25 protein-coding genes are annotated in these 26252 nt (G+C 67.1%); 15 read left to right on the top strand and 10 right to left on the bottom strand.

Features of this window, described 5'->3' with window-relative positions:
- Nucleotides 1-2: 2 nt before the first annotated feature.
- From tsaB to groL, 5 genes are all read left to right on the top strand, one after another.
- The gene (gene tsaB / locus KIK15_RS08215) at nt 3-677 is read left to right on the top strand and encodes a tRNA (adenosine(37)-N6)-threonylcarbamoyltransferase complex dimerization subunit type 1 TsaB (RefSeq protein WP_214243682.1); all 675 of its coding nucleotides are present in this window, start codon (nt 3-5) and stop codon (nt 675-677) included.
- The gene (gene rimI, locus KIK15_RS08220; RefSeq protein ID WP_214243683.1) at nt 674-1165 is read left to right on the top strand and encodes a ribosomal protein S18-alanine N-acetyltransferase; all 492 of its coding nucleotides are present in this window, start codon (nt 674-676) and stop codon (nt 1163-1165) included. Before tsaB ends, rimI begins: the two co-directional genes overlap by 4 nt.
- Nucleotides 1162-2190, top strand: a complete 1029-nt coding sequence (gene tsaD / locus KIK15_RS08225) for a tRNA (adenosine(37)-N6)-threonylcarbamoyltransferase complex transferase subunit TsaD (protein WP_214243684.1) — start codon at nt 1162-1164, stop codon at nt 2188-2190. Before rimI ends, tsaD begins: the two co-directional genes overlap by 4 nt.
- Nucleotides 2191-2398: 208 nt before the next feature.
- Nucleotides 2399-2698 carry a co-chaperone GroES gene (gene groES / locus KIK15_RS08230; protein ID WP_214243685.1) on the top strand — a complete coding sequence of 100 codons (300 nt, stop codon included), beginning with the start codon at nt 2399-2401 and terminating at the stop codon, nt 2696-2698.
- A gap of 106 nt (nt 2699-2804) precedes the next feature.
- The gene (gene groL, locus KIK15_RS08235; RefSeq protein ID WP_214243686.1) at nt 2805-4418 is read left to right on the top strand and encodes a chaperonin GroEL; all 1614 of its coding nucleotides are present in this window, start codon (nt 2805-2807) and stop codon (nt 4416-4418) included.
- A 71-nt stretch (nt 4419-4489) separates the two neighbouring features.
- On the opposite strand, the gene KIK15_RS08240 is transcribed toward groL, so the two are convergent.
- On the bottom strand, nt 4490-4786 hold the full coding sequence (locus tag KIK15_RS08240) for a WhiB family transcriptional regulator (RefSeq protein ID WP_214243687.1): 297 nt from the start codon (nt 4784-4786) through the stop codon (nt 4490-4492).
- Nucleotides 4787-5250: 464 nt separating this feature from the next.
- Here KIK15_RS08240 and KIK15_RS08245 point away from each other — a divergent pair, with 464 nt between their 5' ends.
- From KIK15_RS08245 to KIK15_RS08255, 3 genes are all read left to right on the top strand, one after another.
- Nucleotides 5251-6072, top strand: coding sequence for a hypothetical protein (locus KIK15_RS08245; protein ID WP_214243688.1), 822 nt, complete (start codon nt 5251-5253; stop codon nt 6070-6072).
- A gap of 212 nt (nt 6073-6284) precedes the next feature.
- Entirely contained in the window at nt 6285-6860 is a 576-nt protein-coding gene (locus KIK15_RS08250; protein WP_214243689.1) for a sigma-70 family RNA polymerase sigma factor, read from the top strand.
- Entirely contained in the window at nt 6857-7726 is an 870-nt protein-coding gene (locus KIK15_RS08255) for an anti-sigma-D factor RsdA (protein WP_214243690.1), read from the top strand. Before KIK15_RS08250 ends, KIK15_RS08255 begins: the two co-directional genes overlap by 4 nt.
- A 10-nt stretch (nt 7727-7736) precedes the next feature.
- Here the strand turns inward: KIK15_RS08255 and KIK15_RS08260 are convergent, their stop codons facing one another.
- Nucleotides 7737-8126, bottom strand: a complete 390-nt coding sequence (locus KIK15_RS08260; RefSeq protein WP_214243691.1) for a DUF5319 domain-containing protein — start codon at nt 8124-8126, stop codon at nt 7737-7739.
- A gap of 194 nt (nt 8127-8320) precedes the next feature.
- Between KIK15_RS08260 and guaB the strand changes: the two genes are divergently transcribed.
- The 5 genes from guaB (at nt 8321) to KIK15_RS08285 (ending at nt 15819) form a co-directional block, all read left to right on the top strand.
- A complete protein-coding gene (gene guaB / locus KIK15_RS08265) occupies nt 8321-9859 on the top strand; it encodes an IMP dehydrogenase (RefSeq protein WP_214243692.1) in 1539 nt (512 codons plus the stop codon).
- 40 nt (nt 9860-9899) lie between these two features.
- On the top strand, nt 9900-11042 hold the full coding sequence (locus tag KIK15_RS08270; RefSeq protein WP_214243693.1) for a GuaB3 family IMP dehydrogenase-related protein: 1143 nt from the start codon (nt 9900-9902) through the stop codon (nt 11040-11042).
- A gap of 77 nt (nt 11043-11119) precedes the next feature.
- On the top strand, nt 11120-12904 hold the full coding sequence (locus KIK15_RS08275; RefSeq protein WP_214243694.1) for a GMC family oxidoreductase: 1785 nt from the start codon (nt 11120-11122) through the stop codon (nt 12902-12904).
- Between the two features lie 11 nt (nt 12905-12915).
- Nucleotides 12916-14499, top strand: coding sequence for a glutamine-hydrolyzing GMP synthase (gene guaA, locus KIK15_RS08280; protein ID WP_214243695.1), 1584 nt, complete (start codon nt 12916-12918; stop codon nt 14497-14499).
- Nucleotides 14500-14610: 111 nt separating this feature from the next.
- Complete coding sequence (locus tag KIK15_RS08285) at nt 14611-15819, top strand: MFS transporter (RefSeq protein ID WP_214243696.1); 1209 nt, start codon at nt 14611-14613, stop codon at nt 15817-15819.
- Between the two features lie 44 nt (nt 15820-15863).
- On the opposite strand, the gene KIK15_RS08290 is transcribed toward KIK15_RS08285, so the two are convergent.
- From KIK15_RS08290 to KIK15_RS08310, 5 genes are all read right to left on the bottom strand, one after another.
- The gene (locus KIK15_RS08290; protein WP_214243697.1) at nt 15864-16049 is read right to left on the bottom strand and encodes a hypothetical protein; all 186 of its coding nucleotides are present in this window, start codon (nt 16047-16049) and stop codon (nt 15864-15866) included.
- A gap of 781 nt (nt 16050-16830) precedes the next feature.
- Complete coding sequence (locus tag KIK15_RS08295) at nt 16831-17376, bottom strand: hypothetical protein (RefSeq protein ID WP_214243698.1); 546 nt, start codon at nt 17374-17376, stop codon at nt 16831-16833.
- 248 nt (nt 17377-17624) lie between these two features.
- The gene (locus KIK15_RS08300; RefSeq protein ID WP_214243699.1) at nt 17625-18761 is read right to left on the bottom strand and encodes an NAD(P)/FAD-dependent oxidoreductase; all 1137 of its coding nucleotides are present in this window, start codon (nt 18759-18761) and stop codon (nt 17625-17627) included.
- Between the two features lie 74 nt (nt 18762-18835).
- Nucleotides 18836-19051, bottom strand: a complete 216-nt coding sequence (locus KIK15_RS08305) for a hypothetical protein (protein WP_214243700.1) — start codon at nt 19049-19051, stop codon at nt 18836-18838.
- On the bottom strand, nt 19044-20402 hold the full coding sequence (locus tag KIK15_RS08310; protein WP_214243701.1) for a PspC domain-containing protein: 1359 nt from the start codon (nt 20400-20402) through the stop codon (nt 19044-19046). The genes KIK15_RS08305 and KIK15_RS08310 overlap by 8 nt, the downstream gene beginning before the upstream one ends.
- A gap of 149 nt (nt 20403-20551) precedes the next feature.
- Here KIK15_RS08310 and KIK15_RS08315 point away from each other — a divergent pair, with 149 nt between their 5' ends.
- Complete coding sequence (locus KIK15_RS08315; protein WP_214243702.1) at nt 20552-21829, top strand: ATP-binding protein; 1278 nt, start codon at nt 20552-20554, stop codon at nt 21827-21829.
- Nucleotides 21826-22485: a response regulator transcription factor gene (locus tag KIK15_RS08320; RefSeq protein WP_214243703.1), complete on the top strand. Its 660-nt coding sequence runs from the start codon at nt 21826-21828 to the stop codon at nt 22483-22485. Before KIK15_RS08315 ends, KIK15_RS08320 begins: the two co-directional genes overlap by 4 nt.
- A gap of 7 nt (nt 22486-22492) precedes the next feature.
- Here KIK15_RS08320 and aroQ read toward each other — a convergent pair whose 3' ends face one another.
- From aroQ to KIK15_RS08335, 3 genes are all read right to left on the bottom strand, one after another.
- Nucleotides 22493-23110: a gamma subclass chorismate mutase AroQ gene (gene aroQ / locus KIK15_RS08325; protein ID WP_214243704.1), complete on the bottom strand. Its 618-nt coding sequence runs from the start codon at nt 23108-23110 to the stop codon at nt 22493-22495.
- Between the two features lie 33 nt (nt 23111-23143).
- On the bottom strand, nt 23144-24367 hold the full coding sequence (locus KIK15_RS08330) for a serine/threonine-protein kinase (protein WP_307851794.1): 1224 nt from the start codon (nt 24365-24367) through the stop codon (nt 23144-23146).
- Between the two features lie 589 nt (nt 24368-24956).
- A complete protein-coding gene (locus KIK15_RS08335) occupies nt 24957-26186 on the bottom strand; it encodes an MFS transporter (RefSeq protein ID WP_214243705.1) in 1230 nt (409 codons plus the stop codon).
- Between the last annotated feature and the right edge of the window lie 66 nt (nt 26187-26252).

The following is a 26252-nucleotide window of genomic DNA, read 5'->3' on the forward strand; positions in this document are numbered from 1 at the left end:
CTGTGTTCGTCCTCGCCCTGGACACCTCCACCGCCACGGTGGTCGCCGGTGTCGTCGCGTTTGATGCGCAGCGCACCGACCCCGCAGGCGCGACGGTGCTGGCTGCGCGTCTGGTCGACAACGCCCGTGGTCACGCCGAGATCCTGACGACGCTGATCCTCGACTGCCTGACCGAGGCCGCCGTGGCGCGCACCGACCTGGGCGCGGTGGTGGTGGGCTGCGGCCCCGGTCCCTTCACCGGACTGCGGGTGGGGATGGCCACGGCGGCGGCTTTCGCCGACGCCCTCGATCTGCCGTTGCACGGCGTGTGTTCGCTGGATGCGATCGCGGCTGTCGCCGGCGCGGGTGGCTCCCGCGTCGCGGTCATCACCGACGCCCGGCGACGCGAGGTGTACTGGGCCACCTACACCGACGGTCGCCGGGTCGCCGGGCCCGCCGTGTCGGCGCCGGCCGATCTCACCACCAATCCCGAGATCGTCGCGGCCACCACCGTGCTCGGCTCGCCGGATCATGCCGCGTTGGTCACCGACGTCCCCGCGACCGCAGCCGCACCCACCCCCGCGGGCCTGGTGGAGGTGGCCGCATCAGCGCTGCGCTCGGGTGTCTCGGAGTCTGCCGTGGTACCGCTGTACCTGCGTCGACCTGATGCGGTCGAACCCAAGGACCGGGCCCGATGATCACCGAGTTGCGCCGCAGCGATGTCGCCCGGTGCGCCGAGCTGGAAGGTGAGATCTTCGCCGGCGACTCGCCGTGGCCCGCGCAGGCGTTCGTCGCCGAGATCACCGCGCCGCACAATCGGTATTTCGCTCTGCGCGATGATGATTCGCAGTTGATCGGCTACGCGGGGATCGCGCTGCTGGGGACCGTGGACGACAGGGAGTGCGAGATCCACACCATCGCGGTAGACCCCGCGCAGCAGGGCCGCGGCCACGGGCGTGCCCTGATGGACGCGCTGCTCGCTGTGGCCGACGACGCCGACGCGCAGGTGTTCCTCGAGGTGCGTACCGACAACGACCCGGCGCTGGCGCTCTACCGCCGCAACGGGTTCGAGATCATCGGCGTGCGTAGGAACTACTATCAGCCCAGCGGTGCCGATGCGTACACCATGCGTAGACCCCGCGCCCGTGAACTGGGAACAGCTGTGGCGCAGGAGGTTTCGTCGTGATCGTGATGGGGATCGAGAGCTCATGCGATGAGACCGGGGTGGGCATCGTGGAATTCGCCGATGGCGCAGCCACATTGCTGGCCGACGAGGTGGCCTCCAGCGTCGAGGAACACGCCCGTTTCGGCGGGGTGGTCCCCGAGGTGGCCTCCCGGGCTCACCTCGAGGCGATTGTGCCGACCATGCGGCGCGCCCGGGCCGCCGCGGGCATCGACCGCCCCGACGCCATCGCCGTCACCATCGGTCCCGGTCTCGCCGGTGCCCTGTTGGTGGGGGTGGCGGCCGCGAAGTCCTATGCCGCAGCGTGGGATGTCCCGCTGTATGCGGTCAACCACCTCGGTGGTCACGTGGCCGTGGACACTCTCGAACACGGTCCGATGCCACCCTGTGTGGCGCTGCTGGTCTCGGGCGGGCACACCCATCTGCTGCGGGTCGACGACCTCGGTGCACCGATCGTCGAGCTGGGTACCACCGTCGACGACGCCGCCGGCGAAGCCTTCGACAAGGTGGCTCGGTTGCTCGGCCTGGGTTATCCCGGCGGTCCGGCGCTCGATGCCGCGGCCCGCGACGGCGATCCCGAAGCGATCCAGTTCCCACGTGGGATGACCGGTCCGCGCGATGCGCGCCACGACTTCTCGTTCAGTGGGCTCAAGACCGCGGTCGCGCGGTTCGTCGAGAAATGTCAGCGTGCAGGCGACCCGATCCCGTTGGCCGACGTCGCGGCGTCGTTTCAAGAGGCGGTCGCCGATGTGCTGACCATGAAGGCGGTCCGCGCGTGCGACGACACCGGCGTCGACACCCTCGTGCTCGGGGGTGGGGCGACCGCGAACTCCCGGATCCGGTCGCTGGCCCGGCAGCGCTGCGCCGACGCCGGGATCACCCTGCGTGTCCCGCGTCCGCGCCTGTGCACCGACAACGGCGTCATGATCGCCACGCTGGGCGCCCATGTCATCGCCGGTGGAGCGCCGCCCTCGGCGTTGACCGTGGCCACCGATCCGTCGATGTCGGTACAGATCAGCGCCTACTGACCGCGGCCGAGGACAACGGCCCGACGTCTGGCACTCGCGGGTACTTGAGTGCTGGCACTCGCACGTATAGAGTGCCAGGTGGCACCGAGACCGGCCCCGGCACCCGCGACGACGGGACCGAGCGAGGCGCCGTACGCGTTGAAACACCCATCAAGCAGGGCCGGGTGCACACCCGGCCCGCAAACCCCGAAAGTGGAGGGCTCACATCGTGGCGAGCGTGAACATCAAGCCGCTCGAGGACAAGATCCTCGTCCAGGCCAACGAGGCTGAGACGACGACCGCCTCCGGTCTGGTCATCCCTGACACGGCGAAGGAGAAGCCCCAGGAGGGCACCGTCATCGCCGTCGGTGAAGGCCGCGTGACCGAGCAGGGCAACCGCGTCCCGGTCGACGTCAAGGAAGGCGACACCGTCATCTACAGCAAGTACGGCGGCACCGAGATCAAGTACGCCGGCGAGGAGTACCTCATCCTCTCGGCGCGCGACGTGCTCGCGGTCGTCTCCAAGTAATTCCGCATGGTGTCCCGCCCCGGCGCTCCCTCATCGGGGCCCGGGGCGGATCCATTTCATCCCTAGGTCTGATCACCCACACCTCCACAAAGGAGAACGCCAGAACATGGCCAAGAACATCGAATTCAGCGACACCGCGCGTCGCTCCCTGGAACGTGGCGTCGACAAACTCGCCAACGCGGTCAAGGTGACTCTTGGCCCCCGCGGCCGACATGTGGTGCTGGCCAAGGCATTCGGTGGCCCCACCGTCACCAACGACGGCGTCACCATCGCCCGCGACATCGACCTGGAAGACCCGTTCGAGGACCTGGGCGCCCAGCTGGTCAAGTCGGTGGCCACCAAGACCAACGACGTTGCAGGCGACGGCACCACCACCGCCACCGTGCTGGCCCAGGCGATCATCCACAGCGGCCTGCGCAACGTGGCCGCCGGTGCAAACCCCATCGAATTGGGATCGGGCATCGCCAAGGCTGCCGACGCCATCGCCGAGGCGTTGCTGGCTGCGGCCACCCCGGTGCAGGGTGCCGAGGCGATCGGCCAGGTGGCCACCGTGTCCTCGCGTGACCCGGAGATCGGTGAGATGGTCGGCAAGGCCATGAGCCAGGTCGGCGCCGACGGTGTGGTCACCGTCGAAGAGGGCTCCGGCCTGACCACCGAACTCGACATCACCGAGGGCGTGCAGTTCGACAAGGGGTTCCTCTCGCCGTACTTCGTCACCGACGTCGACAGCCAGGAGGCCGTGCTCGAGGACGCGCGGGTGCTGCTCTACCGCGACAAGATCAGCTCGCTGCCCGACTTCCTTCCCCTGCTGGAGAAGATCGCCGAGGCAGGCAAGCCGGTGCTGATCGTGGCCGAGGACATCGAGGGCGAGCCGTTGTCGACCCTCGTCGTCAACGCCATCCGCAAGACCATCCGGGTCGTCGCGGTCAAGGCGCCGTTCTTCGGTGACCGGCGCAAGGCGTTCCTCGACGACCTCGCCGTGGTCACCGCGGGCACCGTCATCAACACCGACATCGGGCTCACCCTCGCCGAGGCCGGCCTGGAGCTGCTGGGCTCGGCTCGACGCGTGGTGGTCACCAAGGACTCGACCACCATCGTCGACGGTGCGGGCACCAGCGACGACATCGCTGCCCGCACCGAGCAGCTGCGCCGCGAGATCGAGGCCAGCGACTCCGAATGGGACCGTGAGAAGCTGGCCGAGCGGCTGGCCAAGCTCGCCGGTGGCGTCGCGGTCATCCGCGTCGGTGCGGCCACCGAGACCGCCCTCAAAGAACGCAAGCATCGCGTGGAGGACGCCGTCTCGGCCGCCAAGGCTGCTGTCGAAGAAGGCATCATCCCCGGGGGTGGCTCGGCCATCGTGCAGGCGTCCTCGGTGCTCGACGAGTTGCAGGCGTCGCTGACCGGCGACGAGGCGCTGGGTGTCGCAGTGGTTCGGGCCGCGGTCAAGGCCCCGCTGCATTGGATCGCCACCAACGCCGGGGCCGATGGCTCGGTGGTCACCGCCACCGTCGCCGCCGCACCGAAGGGTCACGGTTACAACGCCGCCACCCTCACCTACGGCGACCTGCTGGCCGAAGGCATCGTGGACCCGGTGAAGGTCACCCGCTCGGCCGTGGTCAACGCCGCCTCGGTGGCCCGTATGGTGCTCACCACCGAGAGCGCGGTGGTCGACAAGCCTGCCGAACCAGCCGGGCACGCCGGTCACGGGCACAGCCACTAGCGCAGCGCCACCAGCACGAACAAGGGGCACCCGGGATCACCCGGGTGCCCCTCATCGTTGGTTCAGCCGGATCAGCCGGCCATCCGCCGACCGAGGCCGCGCTTCATCAGCATCCCGCGCTCGGACTCCGACAGCCCGCCCCAGATGCCGTACGGCTCGGCGACCGCCAACGCGTGCTCGCGGCACTGCGCGATCACCGGGCACTGATGGCACAGCTCTTTGGCGCGACGCTCCCGATGGGCCCGTGCACGGCCGCGCTCCCCGTCGGGATGAAAGAACATCGACGAGTCGACGCCGCGGCACAGGCCCTGCATCTGCCAGTCCCAGATGTCTGCGTTGGGCCCTGGAAGGTGATTTGGCTGAGGCATTCTGATGCTCCTTCGACGTGGCTGTCTCGGCGTGCACCCACGGACACGTGGTGGCCGTGGATGTTGCTGTTCTCCGGATTCGAGTACGTCGTTGTTCCCGCCCGACCGGGCAAACGTAAACACACCGGAGAAATCAGTCAACAAGCCTCGGACAGGTGAGCAGAATGCTTGCGGTTCCGCTGATGTTAACGCCAGATGTCTTGTTGCCTACGTGTTATGCGATGGGCGCCCCGCCGGAGCGGCGCACGGCCGCAGTCGGTGAACATGCACCTCACAGGTGCTTTTCATGGTCACGACAGCGAGATCTCACGACGTCGGCGGGTATCGGACAAGATTTCCGACCACACTGACGATTAACACGCCGAACATCTGCGGGTGACATCCTGGTGACATGCACGGCAATGAAACAGTGCCGCGTCCAAAGTTAAATTTTCGCTAATTCGGGGCACAGTGAGGATAAGTCGATGATCGATGGTTCGCTCGCCGAAGCCTTCGGCGAGCACCCCGACCGCACTTGGGTCGCCGCAGTCACCTGGGGCGGACTCGGGTACTACGGAGCCGCTGCGCGCCTGCTCGCGCAGATCATGGCCACGGCGGCGCCGGGTGGCCCGGGTCTTGGGCTGCGGCACGCTCGGGCGGCGACCACGCGGGCCTCGCATCTGCGTCAGGGGGGACGCCACGACCTAGCCCTCGCCCTCGACGGGCAGGCGTTGCGCCTGCTGGCCGACCTGCTCTCCCACGGACCCGCGCGACAGATCCCGGCCGACGAACTGGTGTCGGCCCGGGTCGATGCGCTGGTGGGTGCCGCCGCGGACAACCTCGGCCTGCGCCGTTTCGACGTGACCGACCGGCTCCTCGATCGGGCCGACGCGCTGCTCGCGGGCGCGGTGCACGCCGCCGACGGCGACGGCACATGGCACTGGGTCCCGCGTTCGCGGTTGCGCTGCGGGTGGGTGCACACCGAGACGGCCCTCTATCGCGGCGACGCGTCGGGCGCGGCGCTGGCGCTCACCGCACCGCTGGCCGCCGCGCAGAGGTGTCCATCGGCGCGGCATCGACTCAAAACCGATCTCATCGCGGCCGCGGTCGCTGCAGCCGACGGTCAGGTGGACTCGGCGCGGGCGCGGGCGCGCGACTGTGCGCAGCGGGCCGCGCAGCTGGGACAGATGCCGTTGCAATGGGCCGCCGAGACGATGCTCTGCGGGCTCGGTGGGGACGCGGCCGCGGCCGACCGAGCCGAGGAACTGCGACGTGAGCTCATCGTCCGCGGCGGGGCCTTCGAGTGAGGGACCCCTCGGGTGGTGTTTGATGTGAGCTGCGTCGCGATTGCCTGTCATCGGTGGTGCTGATGTTGCGATCGTGCGACGTGATTCCAACGATCGCTGGCTAAGCTGACCAGACCGGTCGACCGCGACCATCGGCCCCACCGCTTCACCAAGCCCAGTGCACACCGGCCCGGTGTGAACGGGCTCATGTAACACAGGAACCCCACGCGACGATGATTCTCACAGGTGATGAGTTGGATCGCGCTGTCGCCGCCGCACGGCGGGGCAGCCGGACCGCTCTCTCCGATGTTCTCGAGAGTGTTCGGCCCCTGGTGGTTCGGTACTGCCGCGCAAGGGTGGGTGCCGGTGAACGGCACACGCTGTCCGCCGACGATGTGGCGCAGGAGGTCTGTATGGCCGTCATGACCGCATTGCCCAAGTACGCCGATCAAGGTCGACCGTTCATGGCCTTCGTATACGGCATCGCCGCCCACAAGGTCGCCGACGCTCATCGAGGTGCATCACGGATCAAGTCCGATCCGGTGGACGTCCTGCCGGAGACGATGGATGTGGGGGATGGGCCCGAGCAGATGGCGCTCAACGCCGACGCAGGTCGGCGAATGAACGAACTGCTCTCCAGGCTGCCGGACAAGCAGCGTGAGGTGCTCGTTCTCCGCTTGGTCATGGGTATGTCCGCCGAGGAGACAGCCGCGGCGGTCGGCAGCACACCCGGAGCGGTTCGGGTGGCACAACACAGGGCGTTGAACAAGTTGAAGAGCGAGATGATGAAAGCAGGTGAGGGCAGATGACGGGTCGTGACCGGAAGGTGCCCTTCGCTTCTGATCCCGACGGGCCCTCCATGGCCGAGTCGGTTGATTTCCGTGCCGTGCGGGCCGACGACGAGCTGATCGACGCGCTCTCGCGGGGACAGTTCCCGCGTGGGTGGGATCCTGCCTCGGCCGATCATCAGGTGGCCACCCTGCTGGCTGGGTGGCGTCAGGAGATCGATGCCACCGCGATGCCCACCTCGCCCACGCTGGCGCAGGTTGAGGCCGCCCTCGCCGATGCTGAGAAATCATCCTCGCGCCGCGGGATCACTCGTCGGTTGCAGATCGTGGCGGGTGCGGCCGCCATCGGCGTCATCGCCTTCGGTGGCCTGACCGTGGTCTCACAAGGTGCACAACCCGGCGACCCGCTGTACGGCATCAAAGAATTCGTCTTCGGGGCCGACAAGAACCAGTCGGTGGTGTCGGCCAGTGTGCAGTCCGACCTCGAGCAGGCCGAGCAGGCGCTGTCAGTGGGCGACAAGCGCAAGGCGGCCGAGTTGTTGGTCAAGGCGCAGACCCGGATCGGCGAGCTCGCCGGTGACGACTCCGCGCAGCGGATGCAGGATTGGGTGCAGCGATTGGCCGGGCAGGTCGGGTCCATCCCGAACAACCCGCTGACCTCGCTGTCGAATCTGCCGTCGGTGTCGGGTCTACCGCCTCTGCAGGTGCCGCCGCAGGTGACCGGCGGATCCACCTCGCCATCGCCGTCGCCCTCGCAGCCTGCGACCACCCCGAGCGCCCCATCGTCGACCTCGTCGGCGCCGTCGGTGGTCACCACGACCACCGAGCCGTCGGAGACCACCACCACGACCACCACCACGACGACGACTCCGGCCCCGCGGGGCTGATCGGCGAAACTCAGTCCTCGTCGGCGGTGTGCATCATCGCGTCGGCGTAGCCGCGGCAGTAGTCCCACGTGACGTAAGAATCGGCGCAGGGATCGACAGCAGGTTCGTGCGGGCGCACGGTCCCCTCGACCAGCAGCTGCAACAGGTTGGCGCGCAACATGTCCCAGTCGTGGTAGTGGTCCTGCTGACAGTCGTCGCAGATCACCACCAGGCCGCGGACACCGCGGCGGGCCAGCAGCGCCTCGTAGACGGCGAGATCGGCGAGATCTTCTTCCACCGCGATGCGCTCGTCGGCGTCGAGTGGTTGTGCGGGCTCGACGGAATCCAGTGCCGCAGACGGGTCACTGGGATCGTCGGCAAACGGATCCGGGGGCAGGCCCGGAGGCAGGTGATCTCGCACACGACCACCGTAGTCAGCAGGTCATCCGGGCGCTACTTTCCCGACCGCGGCGCGCGTAAGCCGGTCGGCAGGACGCGCGAGTGCGTCGATTCTGTCGCCACCGCTGCGGCCGATACGATGGCCGCACACAACGAACGAGCCATCGGACGTGGCTTTTTCACCCGTGGGGTTCACCTGGAGAGGCTGATCTGGCGATGACGGATGCGATCGAACGCGAGGTCCCCACCCGAGCCTGGACCGGTGGCGACAACCCCGGCAAAGTGGCGATGTTGGGTCTCACCTTCGACGATGTGCTGTTGCTGCCTGCCGCATCGGACGTGATCCCCAGCGAGGTGGACACCTCCTCGCAGGTCACTCGGGAGATCCGCTTGAAGGTGCCGCTGGTCAGCTCGGCGATGGATACCGTCACCGAATCGCGGATGGCGATCGCGATGGCCCGCGCCGGCGGGATGGGTGTGCTGCACCGCAACCTCTCCATCGACGAGCAGGCGCAACAGGTGGAGACGGTGAAGCGCTCGGAGGCGGGCATGGTCACCGACCCGGTCACCTGCAAGCCCACCAACACCCTCGCCGAGGTGGACGCCATGTGTGGGCGCTTCCGTATCTCGGGTCTGCCCGTCACCGACGACGACAACAACCTGCTCGGCATCATCACCAACCGGGACATGCGCTTCGAGGTGGACCAGTCGCGGCCGGTGTCCGAGGTGATGACCAAGGCGCCGCTGATCACCGCCCAGGAGGGCGTCTCGGCCGAGGCCGCGCTGGGTCTGCTGCGCCGCCACAAGTTGGAGAAGCTGCCGATCGTCGATGGCCACGGCAAGCTGACCGGTCTCATCACGGTCAAGGACTTCGTCAAGACCGAGCAACATCCCGACGCCACCAAGGACTCCGACGGTCGGCTGTTGGTGGGCGCGGCGATCGGGACCGGCGATTCGCAGTGGGTGCGGGCGATGGCCCTGGCCGACGCCGGTGTCGACGTGATCATCGTCGACACCGCGCACGCTCACAATCGGCTGGTGCTGGAGATGGTGTCCAAGCTCAAGGCAGAGGTGGGCGACCGGGTCCAGATCGTCGGCGGCAACGTCGCCACCCGCGAGGCCGCGCAGGCCCTGGTCGATGCGGGTGCCGACGCGGTGAAAGTCGGTGTGGGACCCGGCTCGATCTGCACCACCCGGGTGGTCGCCGGGGTGGGTGCCCCGCAGATCACCGCGGTGATGGAGGCGGTCGCGGTGTGCAAGCCGGCCGGGGTGCCGGTCATCGCCGACGGTGGACTGCAGTTCTCCGGTGACATCGCCAAGGCGCTGGCCGCCGGTGCCTCGACGGTGATGGTCGGCTCGCTGCTGGCCGGGACCGCCGAGGCTCCCGGTGAGTTGATCCTGGTCAACGGCAAGCAGTTCAAGAGTTACCGCGGCATGGGGTCGTTGGGGGCCATGCAGGGTCGCGGCGAGAAGAAGTCGTACTCCAAGGACCGCTATTTCCAAGACGACGTGCTCTCGGAGGAGAAGCTGGTGCCCGAGGGCATCGAGGGCCGGGTGCCGTTCCGGGGGCCACTGACCCAGGTGATCCACCAGTTGCGCGGCGGGTTGCGTGCGGCCATGGGCTACACCGGGTCGGCGACCATCGAGGACCTGCAGGAGGCGCGCTTCGTGCAGATCACCTCCGCCGGACTCAAGGAGAGTCACCCCCACGACATCACCATGACCGTCGAGGCTCCCAACTACTATTCGCGCTGATCTGTCGTTCGCTGATCAGCTATCTGAGAAGGGCGCATCGATGCGTGACATCGTGGACATCGGCATGGGCAGGACCGCCCGCCAGACCTTCGACCTCGACGACATCAACATCGTCCCGTCGCGGCGGACCCGGTCCTCGCGGGAGGTCTCGACCACCTGGCAGCTCGACGCCTACCGGTTCGACACCCCGATCTTGGCGCACCCCACCGACGCGCTGGTGTCCCCGGAGTCGGCCATCGAGCTCGGTCGGCTCGGGGCCCTCGGGGTGCTCAACGGCGAGGGGCTGTGGGCGCGGCACCGCGATGTCGAAGCCAAGATCGCTGAGGTGGTCGCGTTGGCCACCGAGCGGGAGGACCCGGCGGCGGCGATCGGTCGACTGCAGCAGTTGCACGCCGCCCCACTCGACACCGGCTTGTTGGCAGAGAACGTCTCCCGAGTGCGTGAGGCCGGTGTGACCACCGCGGTGCGGGTCAGTCCCCAGCACGCTCAGGCGCTGACCCCGGCGCTGGTGTCGGCCGGCCTAGATCTGCTGGTGGTGCACGGCACCATAATCTCCGCCGAGCACGTCTCCCACGGAGACCGAGAACCGTTGAACCTCAAGACGTTCATCGCCGAACTGGACGTACCTGTGGTCGCCGGTGGCGTGCACGATCACCGCACCGCACTGCACCTGATGCGCACCGGTGCCGCCGGGGTGATCGTCGGCTACGGGTCCACTGCGGGTTCGACCACCACCGGTGAGGTGCTGGGGATCGGGGTGCCGATGGCGACGGCCATCGCCGATGCGGCCGCTGCCCGGCGGGAGTACCTCGACGAGACCGGCGGGCGCTATGTGCACGTCATCGCCGACGGCGACATCCACACCTCCGGTCACCTCGCCAAGGCGATCGCCTGCGGCGCGGATGCCGCGATGTTGGGTACGCCGCTGGCCTCAGCGGAGCAGGCGCCCGGACAGGGCTGGTTCTGGACCGCTGCGGCCGCGCACCCGTCGTTGCCGCGCGGGGCGCTGCTGCAGGTCGCGCAACCCGCTGACCGGCCAAGCCTGGAGGTGGTGCTGCACGGTCCGTCGTCGGAGCCGTTCGGCCAGCTCAACGTGGTCGGTGGGCTGCGGCGGTCGATGGCCAAGGCCGGCTACTCCGATCTGAAGGAATTCCAGAAGGTGGGGCTGTCGGCCTGTCATTGAGGTCACACCTGCGCTAACCTTTGCTGTTGACGCGCGTCACACATAACTGACGCGCCGGCACGAAGGGCAGGGCAGCAATGGCGCGTGGCTCCGGTCGATCCGACTACGACGTGGTGATCATCGGTTCGGGTTTCGGCGGCAGCGTCAGTGCGCTGCGACTGGTCGAAAAGGGCTACCGCGTAGCGGTTCTCGAGGCCGGCCGACGGTTTGCCGACGAGGACATGGCCACCACCAGCTGGCGGCTGAACAAGTTCCTGTGGGCGCCCAAGCTCGGATTGTTCGGCATCCAGCGCATCCACGCCCTGCGCGATGTGTTGGTGCTGGCCGGTGCCGGTGTGGGCGGCGGTTCGCTGAACTACGCCAACACCCTGTACAAGCCGCCCACCCCGTTCTTCACCGATCCGCAGTGGGGCCACATCACCGATTGGGAAGGTGAGCTGACCCCGCACTACGAGCAGGCTCGACGCATGCTCGGGGTGGTCACCAACCCCACGTTCACCAACTCCGACCGCATCGTCAAGGGCCTCGCGCAGGAGATGGGTGTGGGGGAGACGTTCGGCCCCACCCCGGTCGGAGTGTTCTTCGGGGCCAAGGCCGGCGGTGTCGGCGCCCCTGGTGAGACCGTGCCTGACCCGTACTTCGGTGGTGCCGGGCCAGCCCGCACCGCGTGTACAGAATGCGGCTCCTGCATGACCGGCTGTCGGGTGGGCGCCAAGAACACCCTGCTCAAAAACTACCTGGGTCTGGCCGAGAGCAACGGCGCGGTGATCTATGACCGCACCACTGTCACCGGGCTGCAGCGCCGACCCGGCGATCGGTGGGCGGTGCAGACTGAGCGCACCGGCCCGTTCGCGCGGATGCGCCGTGGCCGCACGTTCACCGCTGATCACGTGATCGTCGCCGCAGGCACCTACAACACCCAGCGGCTGATGCATCTGGCCAAGGACGACGGCACTCTGCCCGAGATCTCCGATGCCATCGGCGAATTGACGCGCACCAACTCCGAATCGATCCTCGGCGCCATGCGCACCAAGCTCGATCCGTCCGATGACTTCTCGGAGGGTGTGGCCATCACGTCCTCGATGCACCCGGCGGCCGACACTCACATCGAGCCGTGTCGCTACGGCAAGGGCTCCAATGCGATGGGGTTGTTGCAGACGCTGTTGACCGACGGCGAACCCGGTCGCAATCGGGTGCTCAAACTGATCGACGAGATGCGTCGGAACCCGCGGACCATCGTGTCGTTGACCAATGTGCGGCACTGGTCACAGCGCACGGTGATCCTGCTGGTGATGCAGAACCGCAACAACTCGCTGACCACGTTTGTGCAGCGGTTTGGGCCGTGGCGGTTCGTCAACTCCCGGCAGGGCCACGGCGAACCCAACCCCACCTGGATCCCGGCGGGCAACGAGGCTGCGCAGCGCGTGGCGAAGACCCTCGGTGGGGTGGCCGGCGGCACCTGGGGTGATGTGTTCAACATGCCGATGACCGCCCACTACCTGGGTGGCTGCGTCATCTCCGACAAGCCGTCCACCGGCGTGATCGACCCGTATCACCGGGTGTGGAACTATCCGACCCTGCACATCACCGACGGCTCGGCCATCAGCGCCAACCTCGGCGTCAACCCGTCGCTGTCGATCACAGCGCAGGCTGAGCGGGCGATGTCGTTGTGGCCCAACAAGAATCAGGCCGACACCCGTCCCGCGCAGGGACAGCTATACCGTCGCCTCGACGCGGTGGCACCGATCGCGCCGGTGGTCCCAGCCGGTGCGCCCGGCGCCCTGCGGTTGCCCATCGTCGCCGTGACCCACACCCGCCCGGTGCAGGTGGCGCAACCGAGCCGCGACGAGGTCAGCGCATAGACTCACCCCTTGTGACCGACGCTTCTGCCTCTGCGCCCCGTCCCGTTCTCGTCGTCGACTTCGGCGCGCAGTACGCCCAGCTGATCGCGCGGCGGGTGCGGGAGGCGCGGATCTACTCCGAGGTCATCGAGCACACCGCGACCATCGAGCAGTTCCGCGCCAAAAATCCGGTGGCGCTTGTGCTTTCCGGCGGACCGGCCTCGGTGTACGCGCAGGATGCCCCCGAGTTGGACCCGGCGGTGTTGGAGTTGGGAATCCCGGTGTTCGGTATCTGCTACGGGTATCAGGCCATGGCCAAGGAACTCGGCGGCGTGGTGGCCAACACCGGTGGCCGCGAGTTCGGTCGGACCACGTTGACGGTGACCGGTGACTCGGTGTTGCACGCTGGGCTGCCCGAGAACCAGCCGGTGTGGATGAGCCACAACGACGCCGTGCAGCAGCCGCCGGCCGGGTTCACCGTCACCGCGTCCACCCCGGGTGCGCCGGTCGCTGCGTTCGAGAACGTGGAGAAGTGCATGGCCGGGGTGCAGTATCACCCCGAGGTGTTGCACAGCCCGCACGGTCAGCAGGTGTTGACGCGGTTCCTCTACGAGATAGCTGGGCTGGAGCCGAGTTGGACACCGGCCAACATCGCCGAATCGTTGGTGGAGCAGGTGCGGGCGCAGGTCGGCGAGACTGGCCTCGCTTTGTGTGGGCTGTCGGGTGGTGTCGATTCTGCGGTGGCTGCCGCGTTGGTCCAGCGGGCCATCGGTGACCGGTTGACGTGCGTGTTCGTCGATCATGGGCTACTGCGTGCCGGGGAGCGTGAGCAGGTGCAGACCGATTTCGTCGCCGCCACCGGGGCGCGGCTGGTCACCGTCGACGCCGAGGAGACGTTCCTGCGGGAACTCGCCGGCCACAGTGATCCCGAGGACAAGCGAAAGATCATCGGCCGCGAGTTCATCCGCTCGTTCGAGGGTGCGGTGACCGAGGTGCTGGGCGAGCGGGCGAGCAGCGGTCAGACTGTCGACTTCCTGGTCCAGGGCACGCTGTATCCGGACGTGGTGGAGTCCGGTGGCGGCAGCGGGACGGCCAACATCAAGAGCCACCACAACGTCGGTGGCCTGCCTGAGGATCTCGAGTTCACCCTCGTCGAACCGCTGCGGTTGTTGTTCAAGGACGAGGTGCGCGCGGTGGGTCGCGAACTCGGTCTGCCCGAGGAGATCGTTGCGCGCCAACCGTTCCCGGGACCGGGGCTGGCCATCAGGATTGTCGGGGAGGTGACTGCCGACCGATTGGCCATCCTGCGCACCGCGGATGCCATCGCGCGTGAGGAGCTGACCGCCGCGGGCTTGGACAACAGCATCTGGCAGTGTCCGGTGGTGTTGTTGGCCGACGTCCGCAGTGTCGGTGTCCAGGGTGATGGCCGCACCTATGGTCACCCCATCGTGTTGCGACCGGTCTCCAGCGAGGACGCCATGACCGCCGACTGGACGCGGGTGCCCTATGAGGTGCTGGAGGTGATCTCCACCCGCATCACCAACGAGGTACCCGAGGTGAACCGGGTGGTCTTGGACGTGACCAGCAAGCCCCCGGGCACCATCGAATGGGAATGATGGCTCTGCCGGGATAGGTGATGAAGAGCTTCATTCGGTTCGGTCCGTGGTGGGGTTTCTTGGCCTGCGGCAGGCGCGGAGACGTGAGTACAACGGCAGTACTCTAGGCCGGTGCTTGAGCTGCTGAGGACACGGACATTCGTTGTACCGTGGCTCGGTCAGTTTGTGAGTGGAATCGGTGACTCCGCTTTTCTGGTCGTACTCGTTGTTGCGCTGGCGCAGCAGAGTGCGGGCCTGGTGGGGTTGGGAATGGCTGCTGTGTCTCTCGGCGCGGTGTTGTCGCTGCTGGCAGCTGGTTTCGTTCTCGATCGACTGTCGGATCGCACCATCGTGATCGGGTGCGATGTTGCCAGGTTCGGGGCAGCGCTGGTTGTGTGGCTTGGTCTGGGGCAGTCGAACTTTGTGATGGTGGTCATCGCGTCCGGTGCATACGGATTGGGTCAAGGTTTATACCGTCCGAGCTACTCGGCGCTGGTGATGGAGCTTGCACCCGATGGCATGTTGCGGGTTGCGAATAAATTGAGGTCGCTGGGCAGTCGGTCCGCTGGCTTGCTGGGCGCTCCGCTGGGTGGGGCGATATCGGGGCTGGGGGAGCCGCGTGCCGGCATTCTTTTTGTTTCGGCTACCTGCCTGCTGAGTGTGGCGACACTAGTGGGTGTCAGAGTCTCGGTGCGCCAGGGCAAAACGGATGAGCCTGTCTGGGCGTTGGCGACCGCAGGAGTTCGCCATGTTTTCGCACACCCTTGGCAGGCTGCGTGGATTGCTCAAGGAGCTATACAGGTCTCGACTGTCATCGGGTTGGTCTACGTCGCGACTGCGACTCTTCTTGCGAATGACTCGACCGCATTCGGTGTGGTGATAGGTGCGGGAGCGGCGGGCGCCTTGGCAGGGTCTGTAGCGATACCTGAGATCAAGGATCGATCTCGCGGACGGGTTGCTGTTGGTTTGGTTTTGGTTCAGTACGTTGAGATCATCGCGCTTGCAGCGGGTGCCAGTTGGGTGGTGCTCGCTGTGGCGTCATTGATCAATGGGTACGCTCTGTCGTGGTTTGCCGTGTACTGGGTCGCCGCGCTACAGGAAAACACCGAGCCCAGCGCTATTGGTCGTGTCCTGGCCGTTGACGCGCTCGGAAATCAGGTGCTGTCTCCGTTCGGTCTGGGGTTTGCGGGGTTCCTGCTCGCATGGCTTGGCGTGACAGATTCGATGATCTTCGCCGGAATCCTGCTCGCAGTGTCCGTGATACCGGTCTTTCTTGTTCCGGCTGCTGTGAGGATGGGCTACTCGTCGCGAGGGGATGCCGTGGTGAGTGATGAATCGTGAGGGAGACTGACGAGGACTTTTTCGCCTCTGATCAGGAATCGGAACTACATCTGGGGCGCTTCGATTTTGGAGCTCAGCCATTCGTCCATTCGCTGGAAGAGGTCGTAGGTGAACCCGACGAAGCATTTCACGCCACCACTGAGGCATTGATCGGTGGACCCATCCTGCAGGACGAATGGCATGGGGTCGATCCGTAGGTAGGCGGCGATCTCGATGTCATTTCGCGTCATGCGCAGATCCTATTGACTAGAGAGCCGAGCCAGAAGTATTTCGGTCTGAATAGTGTCGCGCGTTCTGGCTTCCAATACGCCTTGCGCGACTTTCCATCCAAATCAGCGTTCTCGATTGCCGTCGCCGATCTATTCGATTTGCTCACATCTGCGGCCCGGGATAGCTAGCTGCGACAGGCTCCCGATCTCAACGACAGGACCGTCTGATGAAGTCCACACTGCCCGATCTCTCACTAGTCGGGGCGACAGAACTCGGCCATCTATCTCCGGCCAAAGCACGCGATGATCTGATGCTAGTTCATCCTGGATAAGCATTCCTAGCCACGCTGTCGCGGACTCTGGTGTTCGGTCGAGATCTGCCTCGTCAGTTGCGATAAAAGATGGACCATCGAGGTCGCGGTTTGGACGCATTTCAATTATTACCAGCGAGTGTTCTTCCGAAATCGACAATAGCCACACCATGTTCTGAAACCTAGTTCCTTCAACTGGGACAGGGTATGCGGACATGTCGGAGGATACGGCCGTGACGGCTACCGTCCAGGGTTCCGGCGGCGTCGCGCCTTTGGCACCTTCCCAGCCCCCCTCCCACGGCTTCCAGAAGTGGGCGGAAGTGCGGTGGAAGCGATCAAGCCCGCTTTCGAAGTCATCATGTTCCATAGTCGAACAATATCCAGGACCGGTTCAACGACGACCCGGCCGCGCTTCACGGGTAGCTGCTACACACAGGTTCGGCATCCAGGCGAGCGTCGGCCGTCATATCAGGGTGGTTATGTCGTGAGAGTCACCAGACTTCGAAGGTGGGTCCGTCGGGGAACTCGAACTGAAGTTCTTCGAGTGCGAACCCGCCCGTGATCACGTCGTACAGGAACGCGCCGACACCGCCCCGGTGATAGGCCCACAGTCCGCGCAGGTCTGTGTAGAGGACAGGCCAGAGGTTGGGATCATCACCGAGCATGTGCCAGTAGCCGGTGGCACCGCCTGACCCGCCACCCCACGCGGTGAATGGGATCGGATCAGGCCCGAGCGTGATCGGGTGTCGTGACCCGTCTGGTTCTACCCATTCGGTGAAGTCTGTGGTCACCCAGTCTTTGCATTCCGCGAGGTAGGTTGTCGCCTCGGCCCGCATGTCGAAAAGCTCGAGTCCTTCCGGACCATCGGGAATCCACAGTGAAATCTCACTTTCGAATGCACCTGGACCGTAGGCTTCCACCAGACATTGGTAATCGGCGGGAGGGGTGAAGCCCAGACGCTCAGACGCCTGCTGCCAATCAATCGGTGGCAGATGGGGATTCGCCGGCCTGGTCACGAGCTGGAGTAGGTCGGCCACCGGCCCCTCAGCTGTTCCGCCAGTTGACAATGGTCCTCCCGATGTTGTGGTTGAGCCGACGGCCGCGGGCGATCACATAGATGGTCATTGGGATGGAAGATGTGCCGTTGGCCACGCCTATAGATCCTCGCTCGTAGCTCGGGATCGCGCGGTAGTCCATCTCCGCACTGGCCTCTGCGTGATTGGACCGCCCACTAGCACCTGGGCGTTGGTGTGACCATCGTGTGCGAGTGTGCGGTGACCGACGTTCAGCATTTCGGACCGCTCGGCCACGAGTACGAGCCGCCGCGACGGCCCTCGCCCGTGATCCATCGAACGGTCATCCGGCAGACCTGCTCCTTCACCACACCTCCAGCTCGACCACCGAGGTACCACCGGCGGGGACGGTCGCGGCGATCTGTCAGCACCACCGTGCCGCCTCCGCGGCCCAGCCCGATGCACTGTGCAGCGAACCCCTGACTCACCCGATCAGGGCGGGCACCGCACAGCAACGCGGTGACCGTGGCGGCGGCCTGCGCCCCGAGCGGCAGCGCGGACTGGCAACTCATCCGCAGCGGCATACCGTCGACGACAACGGCATCACCAGCGCCGACGATCCACGGGTCGGTCTCGCTGACAAGACGGTCGTCCACACGAAGCCGACCGATCTCGTCGACAGCCAGACCGCTGTCGGCCGCCAGCTGTGGGACGGCGAAACCCGTTGTCCACACGGTGATGTCGGCACGCAGGCAGCGGCCGTCACCGAGGACGACATCTGCGGGATGGACCTCGCTGACGGTGGCGTCGGTGATCACCTCCACTCCCAGGCGGCGCAGGCGTCGGCTCACCGAGCGTGCGCCCGCAACTCCAGCCGATGGCACCAGGCTGCCACCGCAGACGAGCGTGACCACGCGCGCAGGATGCGCCTGGGCGAATTCGGCCGCCACCTCAACCCCGGTCAGCCCACCGCCGACCACGACGACGCGGGCATCGTCAGGTGCGGTGGCCAGTCGCTGCGCCAACGCCTGCGCCTGGGCGAGATCGCCCACCCGGTAGGCGACGTCGTCGGCTCCCGGGACCGACGACGTTGCCGTACCGCTGCCGACTGCATAGATCACGGCGTCGCCGGTCAGGACCCGTTCGTCGGCGAGGTGCACCGTACGTGAGGACGCATCGATCCTGCCCACCGTGGCCTGCACGCGCTCGATTCCGCGATGCAGCAGCGTCGAGAAGTCGATCGTCGCGCCGCCGGTCCCCGCGGCGAGCTGGTGCAGCCGGATGCGTTCGACGAACTGTGGGTGCGGATCGACCAGCGTCACCTGCGCTGCGCCGGTTGCCTGCAGTCGGTTCGCGGCCATGCAGCCTGCGTAGCCCGCTCCGATGACGATCACGTGATGATCGGTCATGGTCGTCTACCTCCTTGGGTCCGATGGTGGCCGTGTTCCCGCGCCGATACCAGTCGCCAACGACGTGGCAGGCGCTACTGCTGGTCGTCGCGGGAGCGCAGTCCGCCGGCGACGATGAGTCCGATGCCGACGACCGCCGCCGCGGCCACCGCGCCCCAGCGGACGATGTCGCTGCCACCGATGTCCGGGGCACCCAGTAGCCCCCACAGTCCCACCGCCAGTCCCAGCAGGGCGAAAACCATACGGACCGGGGAGATCTCAGATGATCTCGGTGCTTGGTTGTCAGCCACGGGACACCTCCACATGTCCGATGTTGCTCGATGCGTCGATCTCCAGGATTGGACCTGCGGTCCCGTCGCGGCCACCGTCTGGCCCGTCGGGGCAGCGTGTGTCGCCCACCGACACCGAACACCGCGCGCGAACGTTCATGCCCGCCGGGACGATCACCTTTGCCTCGCCGATGCCGACCTCCACCCGGACAGTTCGATCTCGGGTGAGGGTGACCGATCGCAGATCGAGTTTGGCCGAACCGAGGCTCAGCTCGTAGCGCGATGCGATTGCGTTCTCCGAGCGCGGAATCCAGTTGCGTTCGCCGTTGCCGCCCGACGGCCACGATCGAGCGTCTCCGGCAGCACTGATCATCACCGTGATCGCCAGCACGATCACCACCGGGATGAGACCCGATCCACGTCCACGCATCGCCCCGACCAGCAGGCCGATGCTGACCACCGTCAGTGCCAGGGCGAAAACCCTGGTGGCGGTGAAGAAGTCGGCGCCGGCCAGCGCGCAAGCGCAGCCCACCGCGCCCACCAACAGTGCGGCACCGAGCGTGATCGGGGTGACCCGAGACCGTCGACGGGGCTGCGGCGGAGTCCACGGTTGCAGTGGGGTGGTCGGTGCCGCGGCTGCGGTCGGCATCGGATCCCACTGCGGGGCAGATGAATACGGCATCGGGGGGTCCCATGCGTCTGCGTTGGGGTCGCCCGGTTTGGTCAGGTCGACACGGTCGGCCGCGACGGTCGGATCGGAGCCATCAGGTATCGGACTGGCCGACGGCGCCTGGGTAGCCGTCGGAGCGGTCGTTGGCGCGGTGCTCCAGGACGCCAGCGCCGAATCGACCAGGGACCGCGGTTGGCCCACGGTGTCGGCTGAGGTACCCGGACGGGGGATCGGGCTGCGTCGGTACAGCAGCCACCACGCCAGCGCCAGCAACGCGGTACCGACCAGACCGCCGGATTCCCACGGCACATCGGGCATGAAGATGATCGCGATCACCACCAGCGTGATGATCATCGCCGTCGATGGACCCGAGCCCACTCCCGAGCGACTGATCTTCTCGCGCACAGATCGTCGCTCTCGGCGGCTCAGACCGTCGGGCGCGCTGACGTCGGGCAGGAACAGCCAGCCCAAGACGTAGACGAAGATGCCGCTGCCGCCGAAGATGGCCGCCACCACAAACGCCACCTTCACCACGTTCGGGTCCACCTCGAATCGGCGAGCGATACCGGTGGCCACACCGGCGATCGAACCGTCGTCGCGGACCGGGCGGGTGGTCCACATGCGTTTGATGGTCGCCGTCGACAGGGACGTGTCGATCGGTTTGTCGGGCGGTCGGGTCTGGTCGGTGTGGGGTGCGGTCATGAGTTCATCTCCAGGTTCATGGCTTTGATCCTGTGATGACTCGGCAGCCGACACCATCGGGGATCACCCTGAGAACACCTGATCTTTGCACCCCCACCTCAGGGCTGTCCCTGATGTGGACGACGCCGATCCCGTGTCAGGATCGCTGCATGAGAACCCGAGGTCGGCCCGAGGTGTCGGGATGGCCGCAACCCGAGCCGGGTCACCTGCGCCCGGCGGCCAGTCTGCCGCAGCTGCATCGTCGCGCTGGTGGCCGGATCATCGGCGGGGTGGCCGGTGGCCTGGCCGATCACCTCGGGGTGGATCCATTTCGGGTGCGTGTGGTCTTCGTGGTGCTCAGCGCGCTGGCCGGCGCCGGCGCGGTCGCCTACGGACTGCTGTGGTTCGTGACTCCGGCCGGCACCGACACCGACGCCCCACGCCGCGCCGAACGCACCCAGGCCTACGGGTTGGCCGCAGTCGGGATCGCAGCGGTCCTGGTGGTCGGGCTGGTCGGCGGTGGCACCCCCATCCGCTATCTGGTGCCGCTGGTGGTGGTGGCCATCGGGGTCACCGTGGTGTGGCGGGAGGTGGACCCGGCGCCGAATACCGCAGATTCCCCTGGGTCGAACTCGTCTGGGCCGTCCCGAACGTCGAGGCTGTTGACCCTGACCCGGGTGGTTGGTGGTGGCGCACTCGTCATCGCTGGGCTGGTGGTCGCGGTGCTGGCAACCGGCGGGTCGACATCGGGCCTCGACACCACCATCCTCGCGGTGCTCGCCACGCTGTTCGGGGTGGTGTTGCTGACGGTTCCGGTGTGGACGCGGCTGCTGCGCACCGTCGACGCCGAGCGCTCCGCCCGCATCCGAGCCGACGAACGTGATGCGATCGCCGCTCACCTGCACGACTCGGTGCTGCAGACCCTGGCGCTCATCCAACGACAATCCCACCACCCCGACGAGGTGGTTCGGCTGGCACGCGGGCAAGAACGCGAACTGCGTGACTGGCTGTTCGGTGAGACTGCGCATGCGGCGAGCTCGTTGGCTGCGGCCATGAAGGCAGTGGCCGCGGCGGTCGAGGACTCGTTCGCGATCGAAGTCAACGTGGTAACCGTCGGCGACCTCACCTGGCCAGATGACTCGCCCCGCTGGAGCGCATTGGTGGGGGCGGTCCGCGAGGCATTGATCAACGCGGCCAAGCACTCTGGGCAGCGACGGGTCGACCTCTACTCGGAGGTGGCACCCGAGCATGTCGAGGTGTTCGTGCGCGATCGGGGTGCAGGCTTCGACCCCGATGCGGTGCCGCAGGACCGCCACGGCATCGCCCGATCGATCCGCGGTCGCGTGCAGCGACACGGCGGCACCGTCACCATCCGATCCAGCCCGGAGTCGGGCACCGAGGTCGCCCTGCATATCCCGCGAACATCCAGCCCGGAGGCAGCCTCATGACCGAGGTTCGCGTGTTCCTCGTCGACGACCATGCGGTGTTCCGCTCGGGCGTGCGAGCCGAGCTGTCCACCGCGGCGGGCCTGGCAGTGGTCGGCGAGGCCGGCACCGTGGCCGCGGCGATCGCCGGGATCGTCTCCGCTGCACCAGATGTGGTGTTGCTCGATGTGCACATGCCCGACGGCGGCGGCATTGCGGTGATCCAGGGGGTCGCCGACTCGCGCGGATCGAGCGCGCCGGTGTACCTGGCGCTGAGCGTGTCCGATGCCGCCGAGGACGTGATAGCCACCATCCGTGCTGGCGCCCGCGGCTACGTCACCAAGACCATCGCCGGACCTGAACTGGCGCAAGCCATCCGACGGGTGGCCGACGGCGACGCGGTGTTCAGCCCCCGGTTGGCCGGCTTCGTCTTGGACTCGTTCACCGGCCGGTCGGCAGTTCCCGAACCGAGGCTGGACCCCGAGTTGGACTCATTGACCCCGCGCGAGCTGGAGGTGTTGCGGCTGTTGGCACGCGGCTACACCTATCGCGAGATCGCCGGGGAACTGGTGATCTCGGTCAAGACGGTGGAGACGCACGCCTCCAACGTGCTGCGCAAGACCCAGCAGTCCAACCGCAACGCGCTCACCCGGTGGGCCGCGCGCCGACAGATCGACTGACCGCGCCTCAGCGGCGCTGGCAGATGGATTTCTCCGCGCGCAGCTGAGCGGTGACGTGCAGGACGTCGAGCTTGGCCGTGCGGATGGTGCGCTGGGTGGCCTTGGTCAACGCGCCCAGGCAGCGCGGCGATGTGCTCAGAGAGGCGGTCGTCCCCAGCTCGGTGACAATTATGGCCGACTGGGCGTCGATGGTTGCCCGGGGGACTGCGAGGTCAGGCGCAGTGGTGGGTGCCGCAGCCGGATTGGCCTGCCAGTAGGCGAACAACGCACGCTGCACGATCTTGCTGGCCTCGATCTGATCGGTGAACACCGCGGTGGCGCGGGCGGCCGAGATGCCCTTGGCCGCCGCGGCCGCAACTGCCGCGGAGATCACCGTTGCCTCGCGGGCGGGATCGTCGATGGGTGCTTTGGTGACCCACTTCGACCGGGCGACGATGTCGGCGGCTCCGGCCCGCGCAGCGATCGCATCGGTGAGCCGGTCGAACCGAGGGTGGGCTGCGGTGCTGCTGAGGGGTGCGGTGGTGCTCGGTGGAGCGAGTGGAGTTGCCGTTACCGCCCCCGTGGCCCCCAGGGACAGCACGCCGGCGGTGGCCAGGATGACAGCGAGCGTCGTGTGCTTGTTCATATGACCCACCTTAGGGTGCTCGCCCCGGGGAGGTCACACCACCAGCAGGATGAGGAGGACCACGACGATGACGGCAACCACTGCGGCGCCGATGATTTGGGGTGATATGCCTGATTCCCCGGTGTTCGTGGGGGTGGTGTTTGTCGGGGTTGCTCTCGTCGGGGTGGGGATCTGCGGGGTGGGACTCGGTACGGTGGGCTGGGGGGCCTGCGGTGGAGCGGGGCTGGGTCTGGTGGTCGGGCGCACCGGCGTGGGTTGCGCTGCGGGCAAGCCGGATTCGGTTCGTGGGGCACTGCGACCGGTGCGGGTGCCGGCGCGGCCGGAGCTACCCCAGATCGGTATTCCGGTGTCGCTCTTGGGAAGCGGTGAGCTGAGAATCAGCGCCGGATTGCCACCAGGGCCGGCGGCGACTCGCGCCAACTGATCTCGGGCCGCAGCCATCGTCGGGCGTTTGGCCGGACTCGGTTCCAGCATTGACAGTATCGCTGGGGTGAGCGGTCCGGCTTTGGTGGGCGGATTGATCACGCCGCGCGCCACACGGTGCAGCAGCACCATCGAATCCTCGTCGACACCGAACGGTGGTTCACCTTCGACCATCGTGTAAACGGTGGCGCCGAGTGAGTACACATCGGAGGATTCGGTGGGTTCGGCGCCCCTGGCCACCTCCGGCGCGAAATATGCTGGGGTGCCGGTGATCACGCTGCCGGCGGCTTCGGGTGATTCGTCGACGGCGCGCGAGATCCCGAAATCGGAGATCTTGACCGTGCCTGCCGCACGTCCGGTGTTGGTGATCAAGATATTGCCGGGCTTGATGTCTCGGTGCACGATGCCCTGGGCGTGGGCGGCGGCCATCGCAGCGGCCACCTGCGCCCCGATCTGGGCGGTCAGCGCGACCGGCAGCGTTGTCATGGTGTGCAGGATCTGGGCGACACTACGCGAGGGCGCATACTCCATCACCAGCCACGGTTCACCGTTCTCCACGGCGATGTCGTGCATGGCGATCGCGTTGCGATGGTTCAGGCGCGCCGCCATCCGGCCCTCGTGCAGTGCGCGGGCGCGTAGGTCCTCGGCCGAGGAGTCGCTCATCCCCTCAGTGGACACCACCTGTTTCACCGCCACGTCGCGGTCGAGCACCCGGTCGGTGGCCAGCCACACCGAGCCCATACCGCCGCCACCGAGCTTGGAGCGCAATCGGTACCGCCCGGCGACCAGAAATCCTGGACCGGGTACCTGGCGGGGGGTGCGGGGGGCGGTCACCTCAGTGAGATTAGTGGACCGACCCGGCGAACAACCCCGTCGACTGGGCGGTAACTCCCGTCGACTGGGCGCAAAACCGCGTCGACTGGGCGCAAAACCGCGTCGACTGGGCGGTAACTCCCTTCGACTGGGCGCAAAACCGCATCGACTGGGCGGTAACTCCCGTCGACTGGGCCGAAACTGAGGTTGACCATGTGAGCCCACCCGAACTTCCGCCCAACCGACGCGGACTTCCGCCCAACCGATGCGGACTTTTGCCCAACCGATGCGGACTTCCGCCCAACCGACGCGGACTTCCGCCCAACCGACGCGGACTTCCGCCCAACCGATGCGGACTTCCGCCCAACCGATGCGGACTTCCGCCCAACCGATGCGGACTTCCGCCCAACCGACGCGGACTTCCGCCCAACCGACGCGGACTTCCGCCCAACCGACGCGGACTTCCGCCCAACCGATGCGGACTTCCGCCCAACCGACGCGGACTTCCGCCCAACCGATGCGGACTTCCGCCCAACCGATGCGGACTTCCGCCCAACCGATGCGGACTTCCGCCCAACCGACGGGGTTGCCGGGTCGGCGGCCGCGACGGTCAGTGGTCGGCGATGCGGCCGATGTGGCGCAGCGGCGAGCAGGCTGCGGCGACGGCGGTGATCAGCAAGATGCTCATCCCCACCGACAGGGTGCCGGTCACCCCGATGATCCCGACGATGCCGCCGGCCAGGTAGGCACCGATCGGTTGCCCACCCCAGGCCACCATGCGGGCGGTGGTGTTCACCCGTCCCTGCAGCGCATCGGGGGTGAGACGGGCGCGCACGGTGATGGCGTTGAGGATCACCACGGTGCCGCCGGTCTGGAACACCACCAGACCCAGTAACCCGATGACGAAACTCGGCGCCCAGATCCACCCGGCGAATCCGGCTGCGCCGATGAGCAATCCACCGATGGTGATGGTGGGGATCGGCACCCGCGCGGCCAGTGTCGGTGACACGGCGGTACCCAGCAGGCCACCGACTGCGATCATCGTGTAGCTCAGACCCACCGCGCCGCCGTCGGAACTGGTGCCGTAGATGTGCACCACCGTGGGGATCAGCATGCCCACCAAGACACCTTCGGCCGTTGCGTTGCCGGTGCCCAGCAGGGTCATCGTGGCCACCACCGCCGACCCCCGGATGAACCGGATGCCCTCGACGATGGTGGAGATGATGGACACCTCGCGCGACGTGCGCGTCCGGATGGGTTCGCGGAAGGAGGCGAAAACCACGGTGGCGCAGGCGAACATCAGCGAGTCGAGCAGCAGTGTGTACACCGGGGTGATGGCCGCCGCGAGCACTCCGCCTGCGGCAGGTCCGGCCAGGGCGATGGTGGTCTGCACCGCGGTGGTGGTGGAGTAGGCGCGTACCAACGCATCTCGCGGCACCACGGCGGGTAGCACGGCGAACATGGCGGCGTCGAAGAACACCAGAGCGCACCCGGCGGCGAATCCGGCGACGAACAGGTGCGGCGTGGTCAGCACCCCGGTTGCGGCGGCCAGCGGCACCGAACCCGACGCCAACCCGCACACCACGCAGCAGGTGATGACCACGGTGCGGGTGCGTAACCGGTCGGCCAACGCGCCGGCCGGCAACCCCACCAACAGATACGGGGTGGACTCGAACGCGGTGAGGATGGCGGCCAGGGCGGGGCTGCCGGTGCGCTGGTAGACCGCGAGCGGCAGGGCCACCTTGGTGATCGCCCCGGCGATCCAGATCAGGGCCCGGGCCCAGACCAGCTGGGTGAAGGCGGGCCCCAGGGACTGCGATCGTGTTCGTCGCCCTCGCATGGGAAGTCTCATCGAGGGGCCGGGCACGACTGGGATGTTAGCCCCGCTGATGGTTTCGGCGGGTGC

This window comes from Williamsia sp. CHRR-6 (genome assembly GCF_018474015.1).
Lineage (GTDB): Bacteria > Actinomycetota > Actinomycetes > Mycobacteriales > Mycobacteriaceae > Williamsia_A.

Coding starts and splice junctions, on each gene's coding strand:
- guaB (WP_214243692.1), top strand. CDS start 8,321: ATGACGGATGCGATCGAACGCGAGGTCCCCACCCGAGCCTGGACCGGT.
- aroQ (WP_214243704.1), bottom strand. CDS start 23,110: ATGAACAAGCACACGACGCTCGCTGTCATCCTGGCCACCGCCGGCGTG.
- KIK15_RS08270 (WP_214243693.1), top strand. CDS start 9,900: ATGCGTGACATCGTGGACATCGGCATGGGCAGGACCGCCCGCCAGACC.
- KIK15_RS08310 (WP_214243701.1), bottom strand. CDS start 20,402: ATGACCGCACCCCACACCGACCAGACCCGACCGCCCGACAAACCGATC.
- KIK15_RS08290 (WP_214243697.1), bottom strand. CDS start 16,049: ATGACGCGAAATGACATCGAGATCGCCGCCTACCTACGGATCGACCCC.
- KIK15_RS08315 (WP_214243702.1), top strand. CDS start 20,552: ATGAGAACCCGAGGTCGGCCCGAGGTGTCGGGATGGCCGCAACCCGAG.
- KIK15_RS08335 (WP_214243705.1), bottom strand. CDS start 26,186: ATGCGAGGGCGACGAACACGATCGCAGTCCCTGGGGCCCGCCTTCACC.
- KIK15_RS08300 (WP_214243699.1), bottom strand. CDS start 18,761: ATGACCGATCATCACGTGATCGTCATCGGAGCGGGCTACGCAGGCTGC.
- KIK15_RS08245 (WP_214243688.1), top strand. CDS start 5,251: ATGATCGATGGTTCGCTCGCCGAAGCCTTCGGCGAGCACCCCGACCGC.
- groL (WP_214243686.1), top strand. CDS start 2,805: ATGGCCAAGAACATCGAATTCAGCGACACCGCGCGTCGCTCCCTGGAA.
- KIK15_RS08240 (WP_214243687.1), bottom strand. CDS start 4,786: ATGCCTCAGCCAAATCACCTTCCAGGGCCCAACGCAGACATCTGGGAC.
- KIK15_RS08255 (WP_214243690.1), top strand. CDS start 6,857: ATGACGGGTCGTGACCGGAAGGTGCCCTTCGCTTCTGATCCCGACGGG.
- KIK15_RS08250 (WP_214243689.1), top strand. CDS start 6,285: ATGATTCTCACAGGTGATGAGTTGGATCGCGCTGTCGCCGCCGCACGG.
- KIK15_RS08275 (WP_214243694.1), top strand. CDS start 11,120: ATGGCGCGTGGCTCCGGTCGATCCGACTACGACGTGGTGATCATCGGT.
- rimI (WP_214243683.1), top strand. CDS start 674: ATGATCACCGAGTTGCGCCGCAGCGATGTCGCCCGGTGCGCCGAGCTG.
- KIK15_RS08320 (WP_214243703.1), top strand. CDS start 21,826: ATGACCGAGGTTCGCGTGTTCCTCGTCGACGACCATGCGGTGTTCCGC.